We start from the raw sequence: 23,231 nt of genomic DNA, 5'->3' as shown, positions 1-23,231 counted from the left end.
GTCCTCAGCCCCCAGTCTTCGCGGGAGCCTTCCGGGCCTTGGCCGCCGCGGCCGGCTTGCGCGCCGGTGCCTTCTTGGCGGCCGTCGTGCTCTTGGCAGCGGCGGTCTTCTTGGCCGCCGTGGCCCGCGCCGGGGCCTTGCGGGCGGCGGGCTTCGGCGCTTCCGCCTCGGCGGCGGCCGCCTTGCGCGCGGGTGCCTTACGGGCGGCGGTGCGACCCTTGGCGCCACGCGGCGGAAGCTGCTTGCCCTTCTCGGCCAGCAGGGCCACCGCCTGTTCCAGCGTGAAGTCCTCGACCTCGACACCGCGCGGCAGGCTGGCGACCGTCTGCCCGTGCTGGGCATAGGGGCCGAAGCGGCCGCGGCGGATTTCCACCGGCGCCTTGTCCTTCGGGTGCTCGCCCAGCGGGACAGCGCTGGGCTTGGCGCCGGCCAGCAGCGTCACCGCGCGGTTGAGGCCCACCGTCAGCACGTCGTCGTCGCGGTCGAGCGACTTCGAGATCGTGCCCATCTTCAGGTAGGGGCCGAAGCGCCCGAGATTGGCGGTGATCTCCTCGCCGGTTTCCGGGTGGAGGCCCACGATGCGCGGCATCGACAGCAGCGCCACCGCGCGCTCCAGCGTCACGCCGTCGGGCTCCATCCCGCGGGGCAGGCTGGCGCGGCGCGGCTTGGTGGGCTTGCCCTTGCTGTCGGTGCCGCCCTCGCCGAGCTGCACGTAGACGCCGTAGGGGCCGCGCCGCATGGTCACCTGCTGACCATCGGGCGCTGCGCCCAGCTCGCGCACGCCATCGGCGAAGCCGCCGGCCTCCTCCGCGCCCTCGGCGCCCGGCGCCACCAGCGCGCGGGTGTAGCGGCATTCCGGGTAGTTCGAGCAGCCGATAAAGGCACCCGTCCGACCCAGCCGCAGCCCGAGCCGGCCGGTATGGCAGTTCGGGCAAAGACGCGGATCGCTGCCGTCATCGGCAGGCGGAAAGAAGTGCGGCCCCAGGTCCTCGTCCAGCGCGTCGATCACGTCGCTGATCTTGAGGTCCTTGGTGGCGGCCACGGCCTTGGAGAAGGCATCCCAGAACTGCGCCATGACCTCTCGCCAGTCAGCACGGCCACCACTGATGTCGTCGAGCTGTTCTTCCAGCGAGGCGGTGAAGCCGGTGTCCACGTAGCGCTCGAAGAAGCTCACCAGGAAGGCGGTGACGAGTCGCCCGCGGTCCTCCGGCTGGAAGCGCCGCTTCTCCAGCCTCACGTAGTCGCGGTCCTGCAGCGTTTGCAGGATCGAGGCGTAGGTGGAGGGGCGGCCGATGCCGAGCTCCTCCATCTTCTTGACCAGCGAGGCCTCGGAGTAGCGCGGCGGCGGCTGGGTGAAGTGCTGCTCGGGTGTCACCGGGCCGCGCTTGAGCGGGTCGCGCTCGGCCATGGGCGGCAGCACGCGGCTGTCCTCGTCGTCGCCCATCCCCGCCGGGGAATGCGCCGGCGCGTCGTCCACGTCCTCGCGATACAGCTTCAGAAAGCCGTCGAAGGCGATCACGGAGCCGGTGGCGCGCAGCCGCACCTTGTTGGGCGCGTCGGCAATGTCCACCGTGGTCTGGTCGAGCTCGGCCGAGGCCATCTGCGAGGCCACCGCGCGCTTCCACACCAGCTCGTACAGGCGGCGCTGCTCGGGGTTCAGGTAGCGCGCGACCGAGCCCGGCGTGCGACGAACGTCGGTGGGGCGGATCGCCTCGTGCGCTTCCTGGGCGTTCTTGGCCTTGGAGGTGTATTCGCGCGCCGAGGGCGGCAGGTAGTTGTTGCCGAATTCCTCGCGCACATGGCCGCGGATGGCGTCGATCGCTTCGCGCGACATCTGCACGCCGTCGGTTCGCATGTAGGTGATGAGACCCACGGTCTCGCCGCCGATCTCCACGCCCTCGTACAGCTGCTGGGCCAGGCGCATCGTCGCCTGTGCGCCGAAGCCCAGCTTGCGCGAGGATTCCTGCTGCAGCGTCGAGGTGGTGAAGGGCGCCTGCGGGTTGCGGCGGACGCGCTTCTTCTCGACCGAGGCGACCGTGAAGGACCCGGCCTCCACCGCCGCGACGGCGCGCTTGGCCGCGGCCTCGTCCGGCAGGTCGAACTGTTCGAGGCGCTTGCCGTCGAGATGCGTCAGCCGCGCGGTGAACTGCGCGCCGATCGGGGTGGCGAAGCGTGCCTCCACCGTCCAGTACTCGCGCGTCTTGAAGGCCTCGATCTCGGCCTCGCGCTCGCAGATCAGGCGCAGCGCCACGGACTGCACGCGCCCCGCCGAGCGCGAGCCCGGCAGCTTGCGCCACAGCACGGGCGACAGGGTGAAGCCCACCAGGTAGTCCAGCGCGCGGCGCGCCAGGTAGGCGTCGATCAGCGGCGTGTCGAGGTCGCGCGGGTGGTCGATGGCGTACTGCACCGCGCGCTTGGTGATCTCGTTGAAGGTGATGCGGTGGACCTCGACGCCCTTGAGCAGGCGCTTCTTGTCCAGCATCTCGCGCACGTGCCAGGAGATCGCCTCGCCCTCGCGATCCGGGTCGGTGGCGAGGAAGAGGCGCTTGGCCCCCTTCAGCGCGGCGGCGATCTCGCGCACCTGGCGCTCGCCCCGGTCTTCCGAGGTCCAGTCCATCGCGAAGTTCTCTTCCGGACGGACGCTGCCGTCCTTGGCCGGCAGGTCGCGGACATGGCCGAAGGACGCGATGACCTTGTAGCCGCCGCCGAGATACTTGTTGATGGTCTTCGCCTTGGCGGGCGATTCCACGACGACGACGTCGGTCATGTTGGCTCTTGGATACCCTCTCGGTCGCCCGCGGCGGACCGGACGATGCGGTTCCCGGGCAGCACCTCGACCTGCCCCGAGAGTTCGAGGTCGAGGAGAAGGGCTTGCGCGGCGGAAGGCGAGAGGTGGCAGCGGCGCAGCACTTCGTCAACCGCCACTGGCGAAGGCCCAAGAAGTTCAAGAAGTTGCGCCGCGTCACCGGTGGCTTCCGGCGCCCTTGCCGCCCGCTGGGCCAGCGTGGGCGGCGCCGGACGGGCCTCGAAGAGCGGTCCCGCAGCCCCCGCGCGGGGCGCCTCGGGCAGGTTGTTCAGCACGTCGGCCGCCGTTTCGCACAGGGTTGCGCCCTGCCGCAGCAGGTCGTTCGAGCCGCGGCAGCGCGGGTCGAGCGGGCTGCCCGGCACCGCGAAGACGTCGCGCCCCATCTCGGCCGCCAGCCGCGCGGTGATCAGCGTGCCGGAGCCCAGCGCCGCCTCCACCAGCACCACGCCCAGGCTGAGGCCGGCCACGATGCGGTTGCGGCGCGGAAAGTGCCGCTGCGTCGGCTGGGCCCGCAGCGGCGCCTCGGAGACGATGGCGCCACCCTCGGCGATGCGGGCCTGGAGCGCGGCGTTCTCGGGCGGGTAGGTCACGTCGAGGCCGCCCGGCAGCACCGCTACCGTGGAGGCGCCGCCGGGCTTCGCGGCCCGCAGCGCGCCTTCGTGCGCCGCGGCGTCCACCCCACGTGCCAGGCCAGAGGTGACCACCACGCCGGCCTTTGCCAATGCCTCCGCCAGTTCCCCGGCGATCCGCAGGCCACCGGCCGACGCGTTGCGGGCGCCCACCACGGCCACCTGCCGGCGCAGGAGCAGCGCCGGGTCGCCCAGCACCGCCAACACGGTCGGCGGGTCGTCGATGGTGCCCAGCAGCGGCGGGTAGCCGGGCTCATCCCAGTGGAGGAAGGTACCGCCGGCGCCCAGCACCGTGTCGTATTCCCGCCGGACCTCGGCGGGCGAGGGCGGGTGGAAGGGCTTGTTGCGCTTCGCCGCCCAGGCGGGCAGAGCCTGGAGGGCCGCCTCGGCGCTGCCGTCGAAATGCGCCAGCAGGTCGCGGAAGCGGACCGGGCCGATGCCGTCGGTGCGGGCGAGCCGCAACCGCGCGAGAGCCTCGGCCTCGCGCACCCCTAGAGTTGCCCCTCCGGCCCGGCGGCCGGCGTCTTGCCTTCGCCGATGCGCGGCTCGGTGCCGTTGAGCAGGCGGCGGATGTTGGAATGGTGGCGGGCGTAGACGTAGAGGGTGATGATCGTCACCGCGATCGCCACGGCCTCGGGCGCCAGCGCCCAGGCGGCCACGAGACCAACGGCCATGCCACCCAACGCGCCGGCCGAGGAGATGCGTGACAGCTTGGCCACGACGAGCCAGGCGAGCGCCGTGATCACGAAGATCGGCCAGCTCAGCGCCAGGAAGACGCCGAGCGAGGTCGCCACGCCCTTGCCGCCGCGGAAGCCCAGCCAGACCGGGTGGCAGTGGCCGAGCACCGCGCCCACCGCCGCGGCGGCCCCCACCGCCAGCAGACCCGAGGGGTCCAGGAGCAGCGGCGCGACCCAGACCGCCACGGCGCCCTTGAGGGCGTCGAGGAGCAGCGTCGCCGCCGCCACCTTCTTGTTGCCGGTGCGGAGCACATTGGTGGCGCCGATATTGCCGGAGCCGATGGTCCGGATGTCACCCATCCCGGCGGCACGGGTCAGGATCAGCCCGAAGGGAATGGAGCCGAGCAGGTAGCCCAGCAGCAGTGCCAGCAGCAGGATCACGGAAGGCTGCATCAGCCGAACACCCTCCGCCCCGCTTTCCAGGTTCCCAGCACCCGGCCTTCCAGCGCCCGCCCGTCGAAGGGGGAGTTCTGCGCCTTGCCCGGCAGCTTGCCGGCCTCGACCTTCCAGGCGCGTTCCAGCGCGAAGAGCACGAGGTCGGCCGGGGCGCCCGCCGCGAGCCGGCCGCAGGGCAGGCCGAGCAGGTCGGCCGGGTTGGAGCACAGCAGCGCCAGCGCCCGGAGCAGCGGCAGGTCGCCCGCGTGGACCCGCGCCAGCGTGACGCCCAGCAAGGTGGCGAGACCCGCGCCCCCGGCCTCGGCCTGGGCGAAGGGCAGGCGCTTGTCGTCGGCATCGCGCGGCTGGTGGTCGGAGGCGATGGCATCCACCGTGCCGTCCCTCAGCGCCGCCACCACCGCGAGCCGGTCGGACTCGGGCCGCAGCGGCGGGTTCAGCTTGGCGTAGGTGCGATAGTCGCCCACCGCCGTCTCGTTCAGGTCGAAGTAGGGCGGCGCGGTGTCGCAGGTGACGCGCAGCCCTTCGGCCTTGGCGCCGCGGATCAACTCCAGTGCCTCGGCGGTCGAGACGTGGGCGAAGTGGACGTGGCCGCGGGTGAGGCGGGCCAGCGCGATGTCCTGCGCCACCTGCATCGCTTCCGCCGCCGCCGGGACGCCCGGCAGGCCGAGGCGGGTGGCGAGTTCGCCCTCGGTCGCGGCGCCGCCGCGCGCCAGGCTGGGCTGGGCCGGGTGCTGCACCACGAAGGCGCCGAAGGTGCGGGCGTAGCTGAGGGCGAGGCGCATGGTGCGCGCATCGCCGATCGCGTGGTTGCCGTCGGTGAAGGCCACGGCGCCGGCCTCCCGCAGCAGGCCGAACTCGGTCATCTCCTTGCCCTGGCAGCCGCGCGTGGCGGCGCCGTAGGGCAGGATCGAGAGGCTGCCCGTCGCCTCGCCGCGGCGGAGCACGAACTGCAGCAGCGCCGGGTCGTCGAGCGCCGGCTCGCTGTCCGGCAGGGCGCAAAGGGTGGTGATGCCGCCCGCCGCCGCCGCGACGGCAACGCTGCTGATGGTTTCGCGGTGCTCGGCCCCGGGCTCACCCAGCGCGGCGCGCAGGTCCACGAGGCCGGGCGCCAGGCAGTCGCCGCCCAGGCGCAACACCTCGGCGCCTTCAGGAATGCCGGCGGGGCCGGACTGCACCACGTCGGCGATCAGGCCGTCGCGGATCAGCAGCGAGCCGGCAGTGTCCAGGCCGGTGGCGGGGTCGAGGAGGCGGGCCTCCGTGAGGACGGTGGTGCTCATCAACGGTTGCTCCGCCCCGGCACGCGCGACAGCGTGTCGAGCACCGCCATGCGCACCGCGACCCCCATCTCCACCTGTTCCCCGATCACGCTGCGGGCCGGGTCGTCGGCCACGGCGCTGTCGATCTCCACGCCACGGTTCATCGGGCCCGGGTGCATCACGATGGCGTCCGGCTTGGCGTGGCTCAGCTTCTCGGCATCCAGGCCGTAGAAGCGGAAGAACTCGCGCGCCGAGGGGACGAGGCCGCCCGCCATGCGCTCCCGCTGGAGGCGCAGCATCATCACCACGTCGGCGTCCTTCAGCCCTTCGCGCATGTCGTAGTGCACCTCGGGCCCCAGCCGCTCGGCCGCGGCCGGGATCAGCGTCGGCGGGCCCACGATCCGGACGCGGCAGTTCATGGCGCTCAGCAGGTGGATGTTGGAGCGGGCGACGCGCGAATGCAGCACGTCACCGCAGATCGCCACCGTCAGCCCTTCGAGCGTGCCCTTGTGGCGGCGGATCGTCAGCGCATCCAGCAGCGCCTGGGTCGGATGCTCATGCGTGCCGTCGCCGGCGTTGATGACAGCGGCATCGACCTTCTGGCTGAGCAGCGCCGGCGCGCCGGACTGGGCGTGGCGGATCACCAGCAGGTCGGTCTTCATGGCGTTCAGCGTGGCCGCGGTATCGAGCAGCGTTTCACCCTTGTTCACGCTGCTGTTGGACACCGACATGTTGATCACGTCGGCGCCCAGCCGCTTGCCCGCCAGTTCGAAGGAGGTGCGGGTGCGGGTCGAGTCCTCGAAGAACAGGTTGATCAGCGTTTGCCCGCGCAGCACGTCGCGCGGGGCCTTCCCGGTGCGGTTCAGCAGCGCGTAGTTTTCGGCCAGATCCAGCAGGTTGCCGATGTAGAGCGGGTGCAGCCCCTCGATGGCGAGAAGGTGTCGGGACGGGAAAGCGACCATGCCGGCGGAGGTTCCTTTTCGCGGCGGACCATAGGGGCGGGGAGGACGGGGCGCCAGAGTGGCCGCGCCGCCGGGCGAGGCGAAGGCTCGCAGGAGACGAGGGCCGGCGCCTCAGCCGGGCGCCTCGGGCCGGGTGGCGTCCAGGGCGGACTGCAGCATGTAGGCCGCGGCGGCCGCGTCCACCGCCTTGGCCCGCTTGCCGCGGCTGAGATCGGCCTCCGACACCAGCATCCGGTTCACCGCCGAGGAGCTGAGCCGCTCATCCCACAGCGCCGCCGGCAGGCCGGTCGCCTCGGACACGGCGGCGGCCCAGTCCTTGGAGGCCTGCGCCGCCGGGCCGAAGGAACCGTCGAGGCCGAGCGGCAGGCCGACCACCAGCCCACCGGCCCCTTCCTTGCGGGCGAGAGCCAGGATCTCGGCCGCGTTGGCGGCCAGCTTGCCGCGCGCGATGCCGCCCACCGGCGAGGCCAGCATCAGCAGCACGTCGGAAATCGCCACGCCCACGGTGCGGCGCCCGGGGTCGAGGCCGATCAGCCGGGCGTCGCGGCGGAGACTCGCGCGCAGCTCAGGCAGGGGAAGCAAGGGCATGGGCCGCCCATGGCGCCGCGCGGGCCACCCCGTCAAGCGTGACGACGACGGCTGCCGGCGCGGGCGAGGGCGAGGGCGAGGGCAGCGGAGCGTAAGCCATGCTCCGCCGCCACGCCTGGTGCCGCTACTGCGTGTTGCCCAGGGCGCTGGGCGGGGGCGAGGCCTTCCGCGCGCCCGAGCCGCCCTCGGTCAGGGCCGGCACCGCCGGTTCCTGGTCCTCGCGCAGCCGGGGCTCGGGCCGCGACAGGATGACGCCCTGCGACGGCACCGCGATCTGGATGCCTTCCTCCTGGAAGCGCATCTTGATCCGCCGGTTGAACTCGCGCTGCACGCCCCAGCGGCCGGTATCCTTGCACTTCATCTGGCCCAGCACCGTGGCGGTGGCGCCGTCCACCTTGTCCACGCCCCAGAGCGCGAAGTCGTCCAGGATGCTGTCGCGGAAGGCCGGGTCGGTGCGCAAGGCGGCGCCGATCTCCTTCAGCACCTCGCCCACCCGGTCGGTGTCCTCGTGATAGGCGACCGTCACGGACACGGCGGCATTGCCGACGCCGCGGTTGGTGTTGGTCACCGTGGTGACGGCGCTGAACGGCACCACGTGGACCGAGCCGTCGCCGGCGCGCAGTCGGATGGTGCGGATCGACAGCGCCTCCACCGAGCCCGACAGGCCCGAGACCGTCACCCAGTCACCCACCTGCATGGTGTTCTCCAGCAGCAGGAACATGCCGGTGATCACGTCCTGCACCAGCTTCTGCGAGCCGAAGCCCAGGGCCACGCCGATGATCGAGGCGCCCGCCAGCAGCGGCGCGATGTTCACGCCCAGCTGGCTCAGCGCGGTGAAGCCCACCACCACCAGGATCAGCGTCAGCAGCGTCGAGCGCAGCAGCGGCAGCAGGGTGCGCAGCCGGGCGGAACGGGCGAACTCGCCGCGCGCCACCATGCCGCTGATCTCGCGCTCGACCCAGCCATTGGCCAGTTCCCAGATCGCCAGCGCCACGGCCGCCGCGATCAGCACCACCAGCACCGAGCCCGCGACGCGCTCGCCCAGGCGGCCGTCCTGGAACCAGGCCAGGGCGTCGATGCCCCAGACCTGCAGCACGGCCAGGATGCTGATCACCGTCAGCAGCGTCGACACGAGGCGCCGCAGCAGCGGGTAGTAGCGGTTGGCCCGCGCTTCCAGGAAGGGCAGCTTTTCCGCCATCTCGGGCTGGATGCGGAACACGCGGTCCAGCAGCCCGATCACGCCGATGCCCACCAGCCGCGCTACCACCAGCACCAGGATCGTGGCGCCGAAGTAGCGCAGCAGCAGGCTGTAGCCGTTCTGGATCTCGACGGCCCAGACGAACCACAGCGCCAGCAGCAGGAAGACCGCCGCGATGTGCCAGACCGAGGCCAGGCGGTTGCGCACCCGCGGCCAGACGCCCGTGGCGCCGTGCGGTGCCGCGATGGCCTCGGCCACGCCGCGGCGGCACTGCAGCACCACCACGGCCATCAGCAGGTGGTTCACCAGCACCACCAGCCGGGTCGCGGCGATGTAGGCCGCCTCGTAGAGGCCGAGCACGCGGGCGATCTGCAGCACCGCGAAGCCGTAGATCGCGACGCGGCTGATGCGGGCGAGCCAGACCTCGGAATAGGCGGCCGTCTCGTCGGTCATGCGGAACAGCCGCAGCTCGTGGCAGTCCGGCGACACCAGCATCCGCCCGAAGGCCATGATCACGTGCTGGATGACGTAGGCGTTCACCGCCGCCAAAATCACCAGCGGCACCGTCCAGCCGTCGTTCAGAGGCGTCGCGAGCAGCAGGTTCCCTACGGCCGCGAAGACCGCGATGGGGATCAGCTCCAGGACCAGGCGCAGGATCGCCAGCGGAAAGCGGCGCAGGAAGCGCAGCTCCGCGCGGCTGGCCATGCTGTTCGCGTCGGGCACGACGCCGTCGTTCAGCGCCTTGATCCGCTGCCGTTCCTCCGCCTTGCCCCGTGCGCGTCTGATCAGCGCCGCCATCGGGCGCCGCAGGGCGCGCGAGGTGAGGCGCCGGGCGGTCCAGGCCAGCAGCAGCACCAGCGCCAGGCGCCAGCCCACGTTCAGCACCGTGCTCTGCGCGAAGGGGTTGGTGGCGGTCCGCACCACCCAGTCCCAGATCAGCGGAACATTGCTCAGTGCCCGCCCGGCCGCCGCCATCTGCGCGGAGATCGCGGTCAGCCAGCCCGACATGGCCAGCAGCAGCTGCGCCAGCAGGCCGTCGGCCCTCAGCGACACCTTGTCGGGATCCGCAGCGGCCGGGGCAGCGGCTGCTCCGGCCGCGGGCGCCGCTGCCGCGGGGGAAGGGGCGCCCGTCCCCGGCGCGGCGGCTGGTGTGCCGGCGGTCGGAGCCGCCGCACCCGCTGTTCCGGATGCGGTGGCAGGCGAGCTTGCCGCCGGGGCACTGGTTCCCCCGCTGGCTGGCGCGGTCTGGGCGATGGCCCGCAGCGCGTCGATGACCTCGCGCCGGCGGGCGTCGTTCTGCAGGACGTCGAGGGCACGACGGGCCTGATCGGCGGTCATGTTGCCGTTCTCGGCGGTCTGGGCCGGTGCGGCGGCCGGATGGGCGCTTTCCTGCGCCACGGAGAAGCGCGGAGGGACCAGCAGGACGAGGCTCAGCACCAGGAAAAACGATACCAGCCGGCGCGGGCGCGAAGCGGGCAAGGAACGCGCGTCGACGGTTGTATCGTTGTTTGGCTGCATGCAGATCGTCATCCTGAACGTTGAAATAGCTTGGTCGCCATCAGGTGCGGCAACGCAGCAAGGTCCAGAATGGGTGCTTCCCCCATCTGATGCGACCCGCAAATGCGCGAGCGTTACCTTTAGATGCCGCTTCGGTGCAGTGGCGGACGTTCTGGCCGGGCGAGGGACCGCGACCCGGACCTCCGCTGCCCGGGCCCCCGGCCATGCCGCTTCCCGCCGCCGGCCGGCTTCGGCCCGGCGGGTGGCCCAAGCGGATGGTCGCAGCGGATTGCCATCGCGGATGGCTCCGGCGGATGGCAGGGGCCTTGACTTCCGGCCTCCGCCTGGGCTCCTGAGGACTTCCGCGCGTTGTGCTATCTCTGTTTGAACTGGGGTTGTTTCCCGAACATGTCGCTCGATACCGCCACCGTCCGGCGCGTCGCGTCGCTCGCCCGCATCCACCTGGAGGAGGACGAGGTGTCGCGCCTGCAAGGGGAGCTCAACGGCATCCTGGCCTGGGTCGAGCAGCTTCAGGCCGTGGACACCACCGGGGTCGAGCCGATGGCCGGCGGCGGCATCGCGGCGCTGCGCATGCGCGACGACGTGGTGACCGACGGCGGCTACCCCGAGAAGGTCCTGGCCAATGCGCCGGACCGCGAAGGCTCCTTCTTCACCGTGCCCAAGGTCGTCGAATAATGCGCCCCACTGATTTCACGCTGCGCGGCGCCGTCGACGCGCTGAACGAGGGCGCGATCACCAGCGAGGAGCTGACTCGCTCGCACCTCGAAGCCATCGAGGCGCTGAACCCGCGCCTGAACGCCTTCCTGACCGTGACCGCCGATGCTGCGATGGAGGCCGCGAAGGCGTCCGACGCCAAGCGCCGGCGCGGCGAGGCCGGGCCGATCGAGGGCGTGCCGCTGGCGATCAAGGACCTGTTCTGCACCGCCGGCGTCCGCACCACGGCGGCCAGCAAGATCTTGGGCAACTTCGTGCCGCCTTATGAGAGCACCGTCACCGCCAACCTGTTGCGCGACGGCGCCGTGTTCCTGGGCAAGGTGAACCTCGACGAGTTCGCGATGGGGTCGTCCAACGCGACCTCTGCCTATGGCGGCGTGGAGAACCCGTGGACGCGCTCCAACGATCCGGACACGGCGCTGGTGCCGGGCGGTTCCTCTGGCGGCTCGGCCGCGGCGGTGGCCGCGCGGCTGGCGCTGGGCGCGACCGCGACCGACACCGGCGGCTCGATCCGCCAGCCCGCAGCCTTCTGCGGCATCGCCGGCATCAAGCCGACCTATGGCCGCTGTTCGCGCTGGGGGACGTTGGCCTTCGCGTCCTCGCTGGATCAGGCCGGGCCGGTGGCGCGCACCGTCGAGGACTGCGCGATCCTGCTCCGCTCCATGTCCGGGTTCGATCCTAAGGACTCCACCTCGGCCGACATTGCCGTGCCGGACTTCGCCGCCGCCTGCGCGCGGGGCGTGAAGGGCCTGCGCATCGGCGTGCCGCGCGAGTACCGCCTGGACGGCATGCCGCAGGAGATCGAGGCGCTGTGGCAGCAGGGCTTGGACTGGCTGCGTCAGGCGGGGGCGGAGATCGTCGATATCTCCCTGCCGCACACCAAGTACGCGCTGCCGACCTACTACATCGTGGCGCCGGCCGAGGCGTCCTCCAACCTCGCGCGCTACGACGGCGTGCGCTACGGCGAGCGCGTGGACGCGGGCGGCGACCTGAAGGACCTTTATGAGCGCACCCGAGCCGCGGGCTTCGGGGCCGAGGTCAAGCGCCGCATCATGATCGGCACCTACGTGCTGAGCGCCGGCTACTACGACGCCTACTACGTCAAGGCGCAGCAGGTGCGGGCGCTGATCAAGCGCGACTTCGACGAGGCCTGGGGCAAGGTCGACGCGATCCTGACGCCGGCCACGCCGTCGGCCGCCTTCGCGGCCAACGAGAAGCAGGACGATCCGGTGGCGATGTACCTGAACGACGTGTTCACCGTGACGGCGAACCTCGCGGGCCTGCCGGGCCTCGCGGTGCCGGCCGGGCTGGACGCGCGCGGACTGCCGCTGGGGTTGCAGGTGATCGGCAAGCCGTTCGACGAGGAAACCGTGTTCGCGGTGGGAACCGCCATCGAGCAGGCCGCAAACTTCACGGCGCTGCCGGGCGTGAGGGCTGGCGCGGCGTGACATGGCCGTTGATCTGACCAGCAAAAGCCTCGGCGACTTGCAGCAGATCATCGCCAATGCGGAAACGCGAGGCATGACGAGCCACCCTCTGTACCTTGCCGCTCAGGAAGAACTTGGGCGGCGGAGAGAGGGTGGCGACAAGCTCAATCTCGAACGGACGCGGGAAGCCGTGTTAGCGGCAGCCAAGCGCGAAGAGTTCCTGAGCTACCGGGATGTGGCTCATGCCAGCGGTCTCGAGTGGGGTGCATCGGTGCGTTCCCGTATGAAGGACCATCTGGGGGAACTCTGCCTGATATCTCACCGTCAAGGGCTGCCGCTGCTCTCGGCCATCGTGGTGAAGATGGAAGAAGTGCCCACAGGTAGTCTCAGCGGTCCGGCGCTCGAAGGCTTCCTTTCCCTTGCCAGGCGTCTCGGGTTCGAAACCGGCGCCACGGCTGCTGAAAACGAACGCTTCCTCAGAGCGGAACAGAAGAAGGTCTTCGCCTGGGCGAAGAAGGAAAGTCGATGACCTACACGATCGAGGGCCGTACCGGCCCGTGGGAACTGGTGATCGGGCTGGAAGTCCACGCCCAGGTCACCTCCGAGGCCAAGCTCTTCTCGGGCGCGGCGACCGCCTTCGGGGCCGAGCCCAACAGCCAGGTGTCCTTCGTGGATGCCGGGATGCCGGGCATGCTGCCGGTGATCAACCGGGAATGCGTGGCGCAGGCAGTGCGCACGGGGCTTGGCCTCAAGGCGCAGGTGAACCCGTGGTCGCGCTTCGACCGCAAGAACTACTTCTACGCCGACCTGCCGACCGGCTATCAGATCAGCCAGTTCCAGTTCCCGATCGTGGGCGAGGGCAAGCTCCAGATCGAGCTTTCCGACGGCTCCACCAAGGAGATCGGCATCACGCGCCTCCACCTGGAGCAGGATGCCGGCAAGTCGCTGCACGACCAGGACCCGTCGCGCTCGTTCATCGACCTCAACCGCGCCGGCGTGGCGCTGATGGAGATCGTGAGCGAGCCCGACCTGCGTTCGCCTGAGGAGGCCGGCGCCTACGTCACCAAGCTGCGGCAGATCCTGCGCTACCTCGGGACCTGCGACGGCAACATGGAGGAAGGCTCGCTCCGCGCCGACGTGAACGTGTCGGTCCGCAAGGCGGGCGAGGGCTTCCGCACCCGCTGCGAGGTCAAGAACGTCAACTCCATCCGCTTCGTGATGCAGGCGGTCGAGGCCGAGGCGCGCCGCCAGATCGAGGTCTGGGAGGACGGCGGTGAGGTCGTGCAGGAAACCCGCCTGTTCGACACGCAGCGTGGCGTGACGCGCTCCATGCGCTCCAAGGAGGACGCGCACGACTACCGCTACTTCCCCGATCCGGACCTGCCGCCGCTAGTGCTGGAGCCGGGCTGGATCGAGGAGCTGCGCTCGAAGCTTCCGGAACTGCCGGACGAGCGCCGCGCCCGCTACGTCAACGAGTACGGGCTGACGCCCTACGACGCGCACGTGCTGGTGCTGGAGAAGGAAACGGCGGCTTTCTACGAGGAAGTGGCGCGCGGCCGCGATGCCAAGCAGGCGGCGAACTGGGTGACCGGCGACTTCTTCGCGGCACTCAACCGCACCAAGCGCGACATCTCGGACTCGCCGGTCTCGGCGGGTGATCTGGGCGCGCTGCTGGACCTGATCGCGGACAAGACCTTGTCGGGCAAGCTCGCCAAGGAAGTGCTCGAGATCATGGTCGAGACCGGCAAGGCGCCCGGCGTGATCGTCGAGGAGCGCGGCATGCGCCAGGTCACCGACACCGGCGCTATCGAGGCGGCGGTGGACGATGTGATGAGCAAGAACGCCGATAAGGTCGCCGAATACCGCGGCGGCAAGGACAAGCTGTTCGGCTTCTTCGTGGGTCAGACCATGAAGGCCATGCAGGGCAAAGGGAACCCGGCCCTGGTGAACGAGGTCGTCAAGGCCAAGCTGGGCTGACCCACGTCCCGCCCCGCGCGTTCCGGCGCGCGGGGTGGGCGCGGCCGGTTCAGCGGCCGAGCAGCGCGATCAGCCGGTTGTTGTGGTCGCGCGTGATGCCGGGGATCAGGAAGGCGTCCACGAAGGCCCAGATCCCCACCACGAAGAAGCCGATCACGCCGACGCCCACGAAGCTCAGCGTGATCGAGACGAGCGTGATCACCAGCTGTGCCACGCCGCTGCCGGTCCGGCCCAGGTAGAAGCGGTGTGCGCCGAACCAGCCCAGAAAGAACCACAGCAGGTAGGCGATCAGCGTGGACTTCTTGTTGGCGTCGTAGCGCATCAGGGCCGTGGCGTCGCTGAGTCCCCCGGGCGCGGATGCGGCCGCCGCGGGCGGTGCCATCGTGGGCGGGACGGTCGTGGCCGGCGGCAGGGCGGCTGGTGGCGGCGTGCCGTTGCTGGTGGACAGGGCGTTCTCTCCTTCTGCCTTCGCGGGCCTCACGCTATCTTTCACGCCCTGCCAAAGCATGAAAGGCCGGCTCGATGATCGAGCTCCACACCTGGAACACGCCCAACGGACGCAAGATCAGCGTGGCCCTGGAGGAGATGGGTCTCCGCTACAGCGTAAAGACCGTGAACATCTCGAAGGACGAGCAGTTCACGCCGGACTTTCTGCGCATCAGCCCCAACAACAAGATCCCCGCCATCATCGACCCGGAGGGGCCAGGCGGCGAGCCGATCACGGTGTTCGAATCGGGCGCGATCCTGCTCTACCTCGGCGAGAAGACGGGCCGCTTCCTGCCGCGCGACCTGCGGGCCCGCGTGCCGGTGCTGGAATGGCTGATGTGGCAGATGGGCGGTTTCGGTCCCATGCCGGGGCAGGTGCATCATTTCCTGACGCAGCCGGAGGGCCCGGCCCGTGACTACGGCGTCGCCCGCTACGGCGCGGAAACCCGCCGCCTTTACGGCGTGCTGGACCGATGCCTCGCGGGCCATGACTTCGTGGCGACCGAGGGTGAGCCGAGCGTGGCCGACTTCGCCATCCTGGGCTGGGCCTGGCGGCACGAGAAGCATTTGGTCGCCTTTGACGCCTTTCCCCATGTCGGCGCCTGGTACGAGCGCATGATGGCGCGCCCCGCCACCCGGCGCGGCTTCGAGGTTGCCCTGTCCTGAGGAGGCGCCGCCGGGCCTGGGAACGGAATGCAGGCTTTCGCGTCCGGACGGTTTGACGGCGGGCGGTGCGCCCGCTAGAAGCAGCCCCGCAACGCCGTGTTGTTTTTCCACTCCTGCGGAGGGGTGGCCGAGTGGCCGAAGGCGGCGGTTTGCTAAACCGTTATAGGATGTCAAGTCCTATCGTGGGTTCGAATCCCATCCCCTCCGCCACTTACCGTTTCAGAGGCGCAGTCAGGACAGCCGAGCGAGTGCTTCCTCGCGTTACTGCGAACTGTCGGTGCCGCTTGACGCCTGTCTTCAGTCTTTTCCCGGCCGTTGAACATTGCTCCGCGGCAGGGTGAGGTTCGCACCTCCCTGCCGGCAAGCGCCGCCCGAGCCGCCCGGTTCGAACCCCGGGTTCCCCACGCCTCCCTTTTGACAGTCATACGCCCGAAGATCGTCAGTTCCTCCGAACGCTAAGGCTCGGAAGTGTTGCCGCCTCGACCCGGTTCGAGCGGATGCAGCTGCCAGGATCACTGCGACCGGCGGCGGCGAGTTCGCCCAGACTGCGGGCTGCAGTGACGCCAATGTCAGGGTACGACACTAGGCGGTATTTTATTGCGTCGTGTCACCTTCAGACTTTCCTGTTCCGCACATGGCAGCCAGAACCACTTGCGGCATCTTTCTCACCCCTTCGCAACTGTGCCCGGTTGTGGCGAGAGGGCAGTTGAGGGATAGGTTCCGCCGAGAAGAGCCGCACGAACAGGGAAGTCGCCAGATGTCCGAAGCCCGTTGGGACAAGTCCCGCCTGCCGAGCCGCCACGTCACGATCGGGCCGGAGCGCGCGCCGCACCGCTCCTACTACTACGCCATGGGCATGACGGCGGAGGAGATCGCGCAGCCGCTGGTGGGTGTCGCCACCTGCTGGAACGAGGCCGCGCCCTGCAACATCGCGCTCAACCGTCAGGCGCAGAGCGTCAAGCGCGGCGTGAAGGAGGCCTACGGCACCCCCCGCGAGTTCACCACGATCACCGTGACCGACGGCATCGCCATGGGTACGCAGGGCATGAAGTCCTCGCTGGCCTCGCGCGACGCCATCGCCGACACGGTGGAGCTGACGGTGCGCGGCCATTCGTACGACGCGCTGGTGGGGCTGGCCGGCTGCGACAAGTCACTGCCGGGCATGATGATGGCGATGGTTCGCCTGAACGTGCCGAGCGTGTTCATGTATGGCGGATCGATCCTGCCCGGGAAGTTCAAGGGCCGCGACGTGACCGTGGTCGACGTGTTCGAGGCGGTGGGCATGCACGCTGCCGGCAACATGTCCGACGACGACCTGCATGAGCTGGAATGCGCCGCCTGCCCCTCGGCCGGTGCCTGCGGCGGGCAGTTCACGGCGAACACCATGGCCACCGTCAGCGAGGCGATCGGCCTGGCGCTGCCGGGTTCCGCCGGCTCGCCCGCACCCTACGAGGAGCGTGACCGCTGGGCCGTGGAGTCGGGCAAGGCGGTGATGGAGCTGATCCGCCGCAACATCCGCCCGCGCGACATCGTGACCCTGAAGTCGCTGGAAAACGCGGCCGTCGTGGTGGGCGCCACGGGTGGTTCCACCAATGCCGGCCTGCATCTGCCGGCGCTGGCGCACGAGGCGGGCATCCGCTTCACCATGGACGACGTGGTGGCGATCATGCGCCGCACGCCCTACATCGCCGACCTCAAGCCGGGCGGAAAGTACGTGGCGCTCGACGTGCACAACGTCGGCGGCATCCCGATCATCATCAAGTCGTTGCTCGACGCCGGGCTGCTGCACGGCGACTGCCTGACGGTCACCGGCAAGACCCTGGCCGAGAACCACAAGGACGTGGTCTTCCCGACCGACCAGGACGTGATCTACCCGGTGTCGAAGGCGATCACGCCCACCGGTGGCGTGGTGGGGCTGAAGGGCAACCTCGCGCCCGACGGCGCCATCGTGAAGGTGGCCGGCATGAAGACGCAGCGCTTCGAGGGCACGGCGCTCTGCTTCGATTGCGAGGAAGACGCCTTCGCCGCGGTGGAGCAGCGCGCCTACAAGGCCGGCGACGTGATCGTCATCCGCTACGAAGGCCCCAAGGGCGGCCCGGGCATGCGCGAGATGCTGAGCACCACCGCCGCGATCTACGGTCAGGGCATGGGTGAGAAGGTGGCGCTGATCACCGACGGGCGCTTCTCCGGCGGCACGCGCGGCTTCTGCATCGGCCATGTGGGCCCCGAAGCGGCCGTGGGCGGCCCGATCGCGCTGATCCGCAACGGCGACCGCATCACCATCGACGCCGAGGCCGGCACCATCGACGTGGCGCTGACGGAAGCGGAGCTGGCCGAGCGCCGCGCCGCCTGGACGCCGCGCAAGACCGACTACAACAGCGGCGCGATCTGGAAGTTCGCGCAGCTGGTGGGTCCGGCGCACCTGGGCGCGGTGACGCATCCGGGTGGGGCGGCGGAAACGCACTCCTACCCCGACCTTTGATGCCGGAGGGCGACGCCGGACCTTCGGGTCCGGTGCCGCCCCGGGCTGCCCAACCGCATGAGGCGGGATGGCCCGGCTTCCACGATGCTGCCGCGTGACCTCCGCCGGCGGCTTGTTGCGCCGGCCCCGCCCGGGTGTCCGCGCCCCTGGCTGGGTCGGCCCCGGACACTTTTGCGATCGCCGCGACGCTGGGCAGCAATGTGGCCGTCGGCGATGTTCATTTCCGCCGCGCCGCGCCCAACTGTGGGGTGTGCAGGACGATTCATCTCCCCTCCCGCTGGCCCTGACCGTGGGCGACCCCGCCGGCATCGGCGGCGAGTTGACGCTGGCCGCCTGGCAGGCCCTGCGCGCCGGGATGGGGGAGGCCACGCGGATCGGCGGGAGGTCCCCGGTTTTCGTGGCGCTGGATGATCCGGATCGGCTGGACGCGCTGGCGCTTTCCCTGGGACGAGCCATTCCGATCGAGGTCGTGGAAAGCCCGGCCGCGGCCACCGCCGTCTTCGCACGCGCCCTGCCGGTGCTGCCCATCCCGCTGACCGCCAGGACAGTTCCCGGCACCCCGGACCCGGCCAACGCGCCAGCGGTGCTGAGCTCGATCGAAACGGCGGTGCGTCTCGCGCGGGCCGGGCAGGTGGGGGGCGTGGTGACCAACCCGATCAGTAAGGCGACGCTCTACCAGAGCGGCTTCCGCTTCCCCGGGCATACGGAATACCTGGGCGCCCTGTGCGACGTGGCCGAGGCGCCGGTGATGATGCTGGCCTCGCCGGAGCTCCGCGTGGTGCCGGTGACGATCCATGTTTCGCTTCGCCGCGCGCTGGCGGAGCTGACGACGGAGGAGATCGTGCGGACCGGCCTCGCCCTGGCGCGCGCCCTGCGGGAGGATTTCGGCGTGGCGCGCCCGCGACTCGCCGTGGCCGGGCTGAACCCCCATGCGGGCGAGAGCGGCAGCATGGGCGAGGAGGACGAGCAGATCGTCGCCCCCGCCGTGGCGGCGCTGCGCCAGGCCGGCGTGGAGGCGAGGGGGCCGCTGCCCTCCGACACCATGTTCACGCCCCGCGCGCGTGCCGGCTACGACGCGGCGCTGTGCATGTACCACGACCAGGCGCTGATCCCGCTCAAGACGCTGGACATGGACGGCGGCGTCAACGTCACCCTGGGATTGCCGATCGTGCGGACCTCGCCCGATCATGGCACCGCCTTCGACATTGCGGGCACGGGGCGGGCCGATCCGGGCTCGCTGCTGGCCGCCCTGCGGATGGCGAACGAGATGGCAACGCGACGCGCCCACCCTGGAGCCTGAAGACCCCATGAACCCGATTCGGCTGGGCGTGAACGTCGATCACGTCGCCACCCTGCGCAACGCCCGCGGCGGCACCCACCCCGATCCGCTGGCGGCGGCGCGCGTGGCGCTGGCGGCAGGGGCCGACAGCATCACCATCCACCTGCGCGAGGACCGCCGGCACATCCGCGACGCGGACCTGGCCACGATGCGGCGCGAGCTGACCGCGCCGATCAACTTGGAGATGGCGGCCACCGAAGAGATGGCGCGTATCGCCGTGGACGCGCGACCCCATGCCGCCTGCATCGTGCCGGAGCGCCGTGCCGAGGTGACCACCGAGGGCGGGCTCGACGCGGCGGGGCTGGAAGCGGTGCTGCGGCCGGTGGTGTCCGCCCTGCGCGGCGTCGGCACGCGGGTGTCGCTGTTCTTGGACCCGGACGCACGCCAGGTCGAGGCGGCCGCCCGGCTGGGTGCCGGAGCGGTGGAGCTGCACACCGGCACCTACTGCGAGCACAGCGGGGCGGCCCGGGCGGAGGAGCATCGCCGTCTGATCGAGGCGGCGCGGCTGGTCCAATCGCTGGGCATGGAATGCCACGCGGGTCACGGGCTGGACTACGATACGGCGGCGGAGCTTGCGCGTTGTTTCGACATCGTGGAGCTGAACATCGGCCACTTCCTGATCGGGCAGGCGGTGTTCGATGGCCTGGCGCCGGTGGTGGCGCGGATGAAGGCCGTGATCGAGGCGGCGCGGCGCGAGTCTGTGGCCGGGTAGCGGCCCGGCGCGGTCGTGCGAGTGACGGGCCGGCGGCACAGGTCGCCGGCGGGCGGACAACCAGGACAGGGACGATGGACGCGAAGGCGATGAGCGGCACGGAATCCGGGCGGGAGCCCGCCGGCGGCCCCGATGGGCAAGCGGCTGGGCAAGCGGCCGGCCCGCGCCACCCCGCGCTGGCCGCCGCTGTCGAAACGATCCGCGCGCAGGGCCATGCCTTCGTGGAACCGGCGGCGCTTCGCGAGGCTGCGGCCGGTCGACTGGAGGGCGAGGCCTGGGCGGCTTTCGCGCGGAGCTGGGACGATCTGCGCCCCGACACCTACATGGCCGATGGCGGGCGCTACCGCCTGCGCCGGCACGCGGCCTTCCACGCCGCCCCGGGCGGTGAGGTCGGGCGGCTGCCGGACCGGCCGCATTACCAGACCTTGCACCACAATCCCCTGAACGGCGGACTTGAGCGGTGGTTCGAGCCGGTGACCGAGGAGGTCGCGGGCGGCGAGGCGCTGAGGGCGCTGCTCGGGACCGCGCGCGCGGTGTTCGATCACCTGTCGCCCGGCGCGGAATGGCTGATCGAGATGCACCAGTTCCGCATCGAAGCGCGTGGCGAGGCCCAGGGCAAGCCGACGCCCGAGGGCATGCACCGCGACGGCGTGGACTACGTGTTGGTGACGCTGATCGGGCGCCACAACGTTCAAGGCGGCGTGACGGGCATCCGGGTGGACGGGCGCGCGGGCGAGGAAAGCTTCACGCTCGAACAGCCACTGGACAGTGTTCTGCTCGACGACCACCGGGTGTGGCACGGGGTGACCCCGGTGCTGCCCCTCGATCCTGCCCAGCCGGGGCACCGGGACGTGCTGGTGCTGACCTTCCGCCGGGAGGGTTGAGGCGGGCCGCGGCCGGGAGGGCGTCAGCGCCTGGCGTTCTGGCCACGCGGTGCCTGCGGCTCCGAAGCCCCGGCGGTGGCACAGCGCCTTGCCGCGGGGCAGGCAATGATGTTGCCGGCGGGGTGACGGGCCCCGTTGCGCCTCAGGTCCGGCGGTTCCGGACCGGAACCTGTTCCAGCTTCAGCTGCGGAACCGTGCCGGACTGCCAGGTATTGGCACCCGCGACCGGCTGCGGCGCGGCGATGTCCTCGCGGTTCTTCCGCTGCGCCATGAAGGACAGGTCGAAGCGCTTATCCCGGTCGTCGAGCATCCCCTGGGTGATCTGGCCATCGGCGGTGAAGCCCATCATCAGCTGCGGAATGCCCATCGGAAAAGCGGGATCGCGGTCGATCTGCCAAGTGTGCCATGTCTTGCCGTAGGTGGTGACGAGGTCCTTCATCAAGGCGTGCTCGGCGATGTCGGGAAGGCCCGGCGCGACGAGCTCGCCGGACCTCACCTCGTAGTCGTGGCTGTGCCAGAGCTTCTTCTCGTCTTCGGGAAGGGAGCGGAACACCTTCTCGCTGACGATGTACTCGATGCCGATCAGCTTCGCGTCGGGCTGGTTCGAGCTGAAGATGACGCACTGGTGGAAGTCTTCCGTCAGGTGCGTGCAGTAGTGGCTGGCCTCCACCTGCCGCCCCATGTCGTCGGCGTAGAAGTGGAAGCCGTTCAGGTAGGCGCTCATCGCGTCGAGCGGCGCCTTGCGCTGGAGCGCGTCGGCGCCGGTGTCGAGCACGTGGCTGCGCGTCGAGAGCGGGTCACCCGGTGGCGGCGCTTCCGGCCTGTTCTGCGCCTTCGCACCGCGGGTGCCGAACAGCGTGGCGAGTGGCGCCGCGACGGCCGTGGCCATCAGCGAGCCGCTGAAGCAGCGGCGGCAGGTCAGGCTGTGAAGCAGCGACATGGTGCGTCCTCCCCGGTGTCTTAACTCGGGGAGGAAGAACTCGCTTCGCGCCGCTGGGTGGTAAAAAAGCTCTGCCCCGGCGCCATGCCTGACCCGAGGCGCGGTGTCTCAGTCCCGCAGGTCGAACAGCACCGGCGCGTGGTCCGAGGGGCTTTCCTCCGACCTGGCTTCCTGATCGACGTGGCAGGCGGTCAGCCGCTCCGCCAGCTCAGCCGAGAGCAGGGCATGGTCGATGCGGAGCCCGCGGTTCTGCTCGAAGGCCGGGCCGTAGTCCCAGTAGGTGTAGAGGCGCTCGCGCGGGTGCAGGGCGCGCATGGCATCCGTCAGCCCGAGATTGGTCAGCCCCCGGAAGGCGGCGCGGCTCTCGGGGCGCACCAGCGCGTCGGTGGGCGACATGCCGCCGGGCGCGAAGTCCTCGTCGGTCGGGCAAACGTTGAAGTCGCCCAGGATCGCCAGCGGCGTGAAGCTGTCGAGGCGTTCCGCCGCCACGGCGCGCAGGCGCTCCATCCAGCGCAGCTTGTAGCGGTAGCCGGCGGCACCGCCGGAATTGCCGTTGGGCAGGTAGATGCCGACCGCGTTCAGCCCGGCCGCGCGGATCTCGATGAAGCGGGCATGGTCGTCGGCGGCCTCGGGCGGCTCCGGCAGTTCGGGCAGTTCCTCGCCCACCACCTCGAAGTCGATGCGGCCCAGCACCGCGACTCCGTTGCGCCCGCCGGGCTGGCCGACGGCGCGGACGCGGTAGCCCATGGCCTCGAACTCGGCCGCCGGGAACTCCTCGGTGCGGCACTTGAGTTCCTGGAGGAAGACGAGGTCGGGTTCGTGCCGCCGGAGCAGCCGGGCGAGATGCGGCGCGCGCTTGCGCGCCGAGTTCACGTTGAAGGTGCAGAGACGCAAGGGTCTGGGCGCCGCTTAACCGACCGAGAAGGAGACGCCGCAGCCGCAGCCCGACACGGCCTGCGGATTGCGCACCGCGAAGTGGGCGCCGATCAGCGCGTCGGTCCAGTCCAGCTCGGCGCCGCCCAGGAACTCCAGCGAAACCGGGTCGATGAAGACCGGTGCGCCGTCTTCCCCGGCGGCGATCACGGTGTCCTCGGCCTCGGGGGCATCGGCCAGCTCGAAGCGGTACTGCATGCCGGAGCAGCCGCCGGCCTCCACCGACAGGCGCAGGCCGGCACCGGGGCGGTTCTCGCGCCGGGCGATGGACGCGATCTCGCGCTGCGCCCGCGGCGTGGCGCGGAAGGCGGGGAGGGTGGGGGTCTGGCTACCGTCCGGCATGGTGTCTGGCACTCCGATCAACCTCGCAGATAGCGATTTCCGCCACCGTTTTCCACCAAGGCCGCGGAACCCGGCGCAGCCGGTGCTGGGCCGCGCCGGGAACATGGCCTGACCAGAGCGCACTTGCCGGCCGCGCGGCGCCGATGCTACGGCCCAACCCCTTTCCCAAGCCCGACGCGAGCAGACACCGTGCAGGACCAGCCAGCCGGGCCCAACCCCGAACATCGAGACGCGGCCGA

20 protein-coding genes and 1 tRNA gene are annotated in these 23,231 nt (G+C 70.7%); 10 read left to right on the top strand and 11 right to left on the bottom strand.

Annotated features, from left to right (window positions below; genetic code table 11):
* Window positions 1–4: 4 nt before the first annotated feature.
* From topA to ACFFGY_RS20280, 7 genes are all read right to left on the bottom strand, one after another.
* A complete protein-coding gene (gene topA / locus ACFFGY_RS20310) occupies window positions 5–2,767 on the bottom strand; it encodes a type I DNA topoisomerase (RefSeq protein ID WP_377046346.1) in 2,763 nt (920 codons plus the stop codon).
* Complete coding sequence (gene dprA, locus ACFFGY_RS20305) at window positions 2,764–3,924, bottom strand: DNA-processing protein DprA (protein ID WP_377046345.1); 1,161 nt, start codon at window positions 3,922–3,924, stop codon at window positions 2,764–2,766. The genes topA and dprA overlap by 4 nt, the downstream gene beginning before the upstream one ends.
* Window positions 3,925–3,926: 2 nt before the next feature.
* Window positions 3,927–4,565, bottom strand: coding sequence for a glycerol-3-phosphate 1-O-acyltransferase PlsY (gene plsY, locus ACFFGY_RS20300; RefSeq protein ID WP_377046344.1), 639 nt, complete (start codon window positions 4,563–4,565; stop codon window positions 3,927–3,929).
* Complete coding sequence (gene pyrC / locus ACFFGY_RS20295; RefSeq protein ID WP_377046343.1) at window positions 4,565–5,845, bottom strand: dihydroorotase; 1,281 nt, start codon at window positions 5,843–5,845, stop codon at window positions 4,565–4,567. Before pyrC ends, plsY begins: the two co-directional genes overlap by 1 nt.
* The gene (locus ACFFGY_RS20290) at window positions 5,845–6,786 is read right to left on the bottom strand and encodes an aspartate carbamoyltransferase catalytic subunit (protein ID WP_377046342.1); all 942 of its coding nucleotides are present in this window, start codon (window positions 6,784–6,786) and stop codon (window positions 5,845–5,847) included. Before ACFFGY_RS20290 ends, pyrC begins: the two co-directional genes overlap by 1 nt.
* Window positions 6,787–6,897: 111 nt before the next feature.
* Entirely contained in the window at window positions 6,898–7,374 is a 477-nt protein-coding gene (gene ruvX, locus ACFFGY_RS20285) for a Holliday junction resolvase RuvX (protein WP_377046341.1), read from the bottom strand.
* A gap of 124 nt (window positions 7,375–7,498) precedes the next feature.
* Window positions 7,499–10,090 (bottom strand): mechanosensitive ion channel domain-containing protein, encoded by a 2,592-nt coding sequence (locus tag ACFFGY_RS20280; protein WP_377046340.1) that lies wholly within the window; start codon window positions 10,088–10,090, stop codon window positions 7,499–7,501.
* A 387-nt stretch (window positions 10,091–10,477) separates the two neighbouring features.
* On the opposite strand from ACFFGY_RS20280, the gene gatC reads away from it, so the two are divergent.
* Genes gatC through gatB form a run of 4 tightly spaced genes read left to right on the top strand, consistent with a single transcriptional unit; the run spans window position 10,478 to window position 14,208 of the window.
* Entirely contained in the window at window positions 10,478–10,765 is a 288-nt protein-coding gene (gene gatC, locus ACFFGY_RS20275) for an Asp-tRNA(Asn)/Glu-tRNA(Gln) amidotransferase subunit GatC (protein WP_377046339.1), read from the top strand.
* Window positions 10,765–12,252, top strand: a complete 1,488-nt coding sequence (gene gatA, locus ACFFGY_RS20270) for an Asp-tRNA(Asn)/Glu-tRNA(Gln) amidotransferase subunit GatA (protein WP_377046338.1) — start codon at window positions 10,765–10,767, stop codon at window positions 12,250–12,252. The genes gatC and gatA overlap by 1 nt, the downstream gene beginning before the upstream one ends.
* Window position 12,253: 1 nt before the next feature.
* Window positions 12,254–12,760: a hypothetical protein gene (locus ACFFGY_RS20265; protein ID WP_377046337.1), complete on the top strand. Its 507-nt coding sequence runs from the start codon at window positions 12,254–12,256 to the stop codon at window positions 12,758–12,760.
* Window positions 12,757–14,208, top strand: a complete 1,452-nt coding sequence (gatB, locus tag ACFFGY_RS20260) for an Asp-tRNA(Asn)/Glu-tRNA(Gln) amidotransferase subunit GatB (RefSeq protein ID WP_377046336.1) — start codon at window positions 12,757–12,759, stop codon at window positions 14,206–14,208. Before ACFFGY_RS20265 ends, gatB begins: the two co-directional genes overlap by 4 nt.
* Window positions 14,209–14,257: 49 nt before the next feature.
* On the opposite strand, the gene ACFFGY_RS20255 is transcribed toward gatB, so the two are convergent.
* The gene (locus tag ACFFGY_RS20255) at window positions 14,258–14,689 is read right to left on the bottom strand and encodes a TM2 domain-containing protein (RefSeq protein WP_377046335.1); all 432 of its coding nucleotides are present in this window, start codon (window positions 14,687–14,689) and stop codon (window positions 14,258–14,260) included.
* A 41-nt stretch (window positions 14,690–14,730) separates the two neighbouring features.
* Here ACFFGY_RS20255 and ACFFGY_RS20250 point away from each other — a divergent pair, with 41 nt between their 5' ends.
* From ACFFGY_RS20250 to ACFFGY_RS20225, 6 genes are all read left to right on the top strand, one after another.
* Window positions 14,731–15,360 (top strand): glutathione S-transferase family protein, encoded by a 630-nt coding sequence (locus tag ACFFGY_RS20250; protein WP_377046334.1) that lies wholly within the window; start codon window positions 14,731–14,733, stop codon window positions 15,358–15,360.
* A 117-nt stretch (window positions 15,361–15,477) separates the two neighbouring features.
* Window positions 15,478–15,570 (top strand) — tRNA-Ser (locus ACFFGY_RS20245).
* Window positions 15,571–16,117: 547 nt separating this feature from the next.
* Window positions 16,118–17,842: a dihydroxy-acid dehydratase gene (ilvD, locus tag ACFFGY_RS20240; RefSeq protein WP_377046333.1), complete on the top strand. Its 1,725-nt coding sequence runs from the start codon at window positions 16,118–16,120 to the stop codon at window positions 17,840–17,842.
* A 250-nt stretch (window positions 17,843–18,092) separates the two neighbouring features.
* Complete coding sequence (gene pdxA / locus ACFFGY_RS20235; protein ID WP_377046332.1) at window positions 18,093–19,142, top strand: 4-hydroxythreonine-4-phosphate dehydrogenase PdxA; 1,050 nt, start codon at window positions 18,093–18,095, stop codon at window positions 19,140–19,142.
* A 7-nt stretch (window positions 19,143–19,149) separates the two neighbouring features.
* Window positions 19,150–19,893, top strand: a complete 744-nt coding sequence (locus ACFFGY_RS20230; RefSeq protein ID WP_377046331.1) for a pyridoxine 5'-phosphate synthase — start codon at window positions 19,150–19,152, stop codon at window positions 19,891–19,893.
* Between the two features lie 74 nt (window positions 19,894–19,967).
* Entirely contained in the window at window positions 19,968–20,777 is an 810-nt protein-coding gene (locus ACFFGY_RS20225) for a 2OG-Fe dioxygenase family protein (protein ID WP_377046330.1), read from the top strand.
* Window positions 20,778–20,919: 142 nt separating this feature from the next.
* Here ACFFGY_RS20225 and ACFFGY_RS20220 read toward each other — a convergent pair whose 3' ends face one another.
* The 3 genes from ACFFGY_RS20220 to ACFFGY_RS20210 all read right to left on the bottom strand — a co-directional run bounded on the left by ACFFGY_RS20220 (window position 20,920) and on the right by ACFFGY_RS20210 (window position 22,992).
* A complete protein-coding gene (locus ACFFGY_RS20220; RefSeq protein WP_377046329.1) occupies window positions 20,920–21,717 on the bottom strand; it encodes an OBAP family protein in 798 nt (265 codons plus the stop codon).
* 108 nt (window positions 21,718–21,825) lie between these two features.
* Window positions 21,826–22,611 carry an exodeoxyribonuclease III gene (locus tag ACFFGY_RS20215; RefSeq protein WP_377046328.1) on the bottom strand — a complete coding sequence of 262 codons (786 nt, stop codon included), beginning with the start codon at window positions 22,609–22,611 and terminating at the stop codon, window positions 21,826–21,828.
* Window positions 22,612–22,626: 15 nt separating this feature from the next.
* Entirely contained in the window at window positions 22,627–22,992 is a 366-nt protein-coding gene (locus ACFFGY_RS20210) for a HesB/IscA family protein (RefSeq protein ID WP_377046327.1), read from the bottom strand.
* Between the last annotated feature and the right edge of the window lie 239 nt (window positions 22,993–23,231).

It is taken from the genome of Roseomonas elaeocarpi, from assembly GCF_042433915.1.
Lineage (GTDB): Bacteria > Pseudomonadota > Alphaproteobacteria > Acetobacterales > Acetobacteraceae > Roseomonas > Roseomonas elaeocarpi.
The sequence above is the reverse complement of the archived record's forward strand: the minus strand, read 5'-3'. Positions and strand labels throughout refer to the sequence as shown.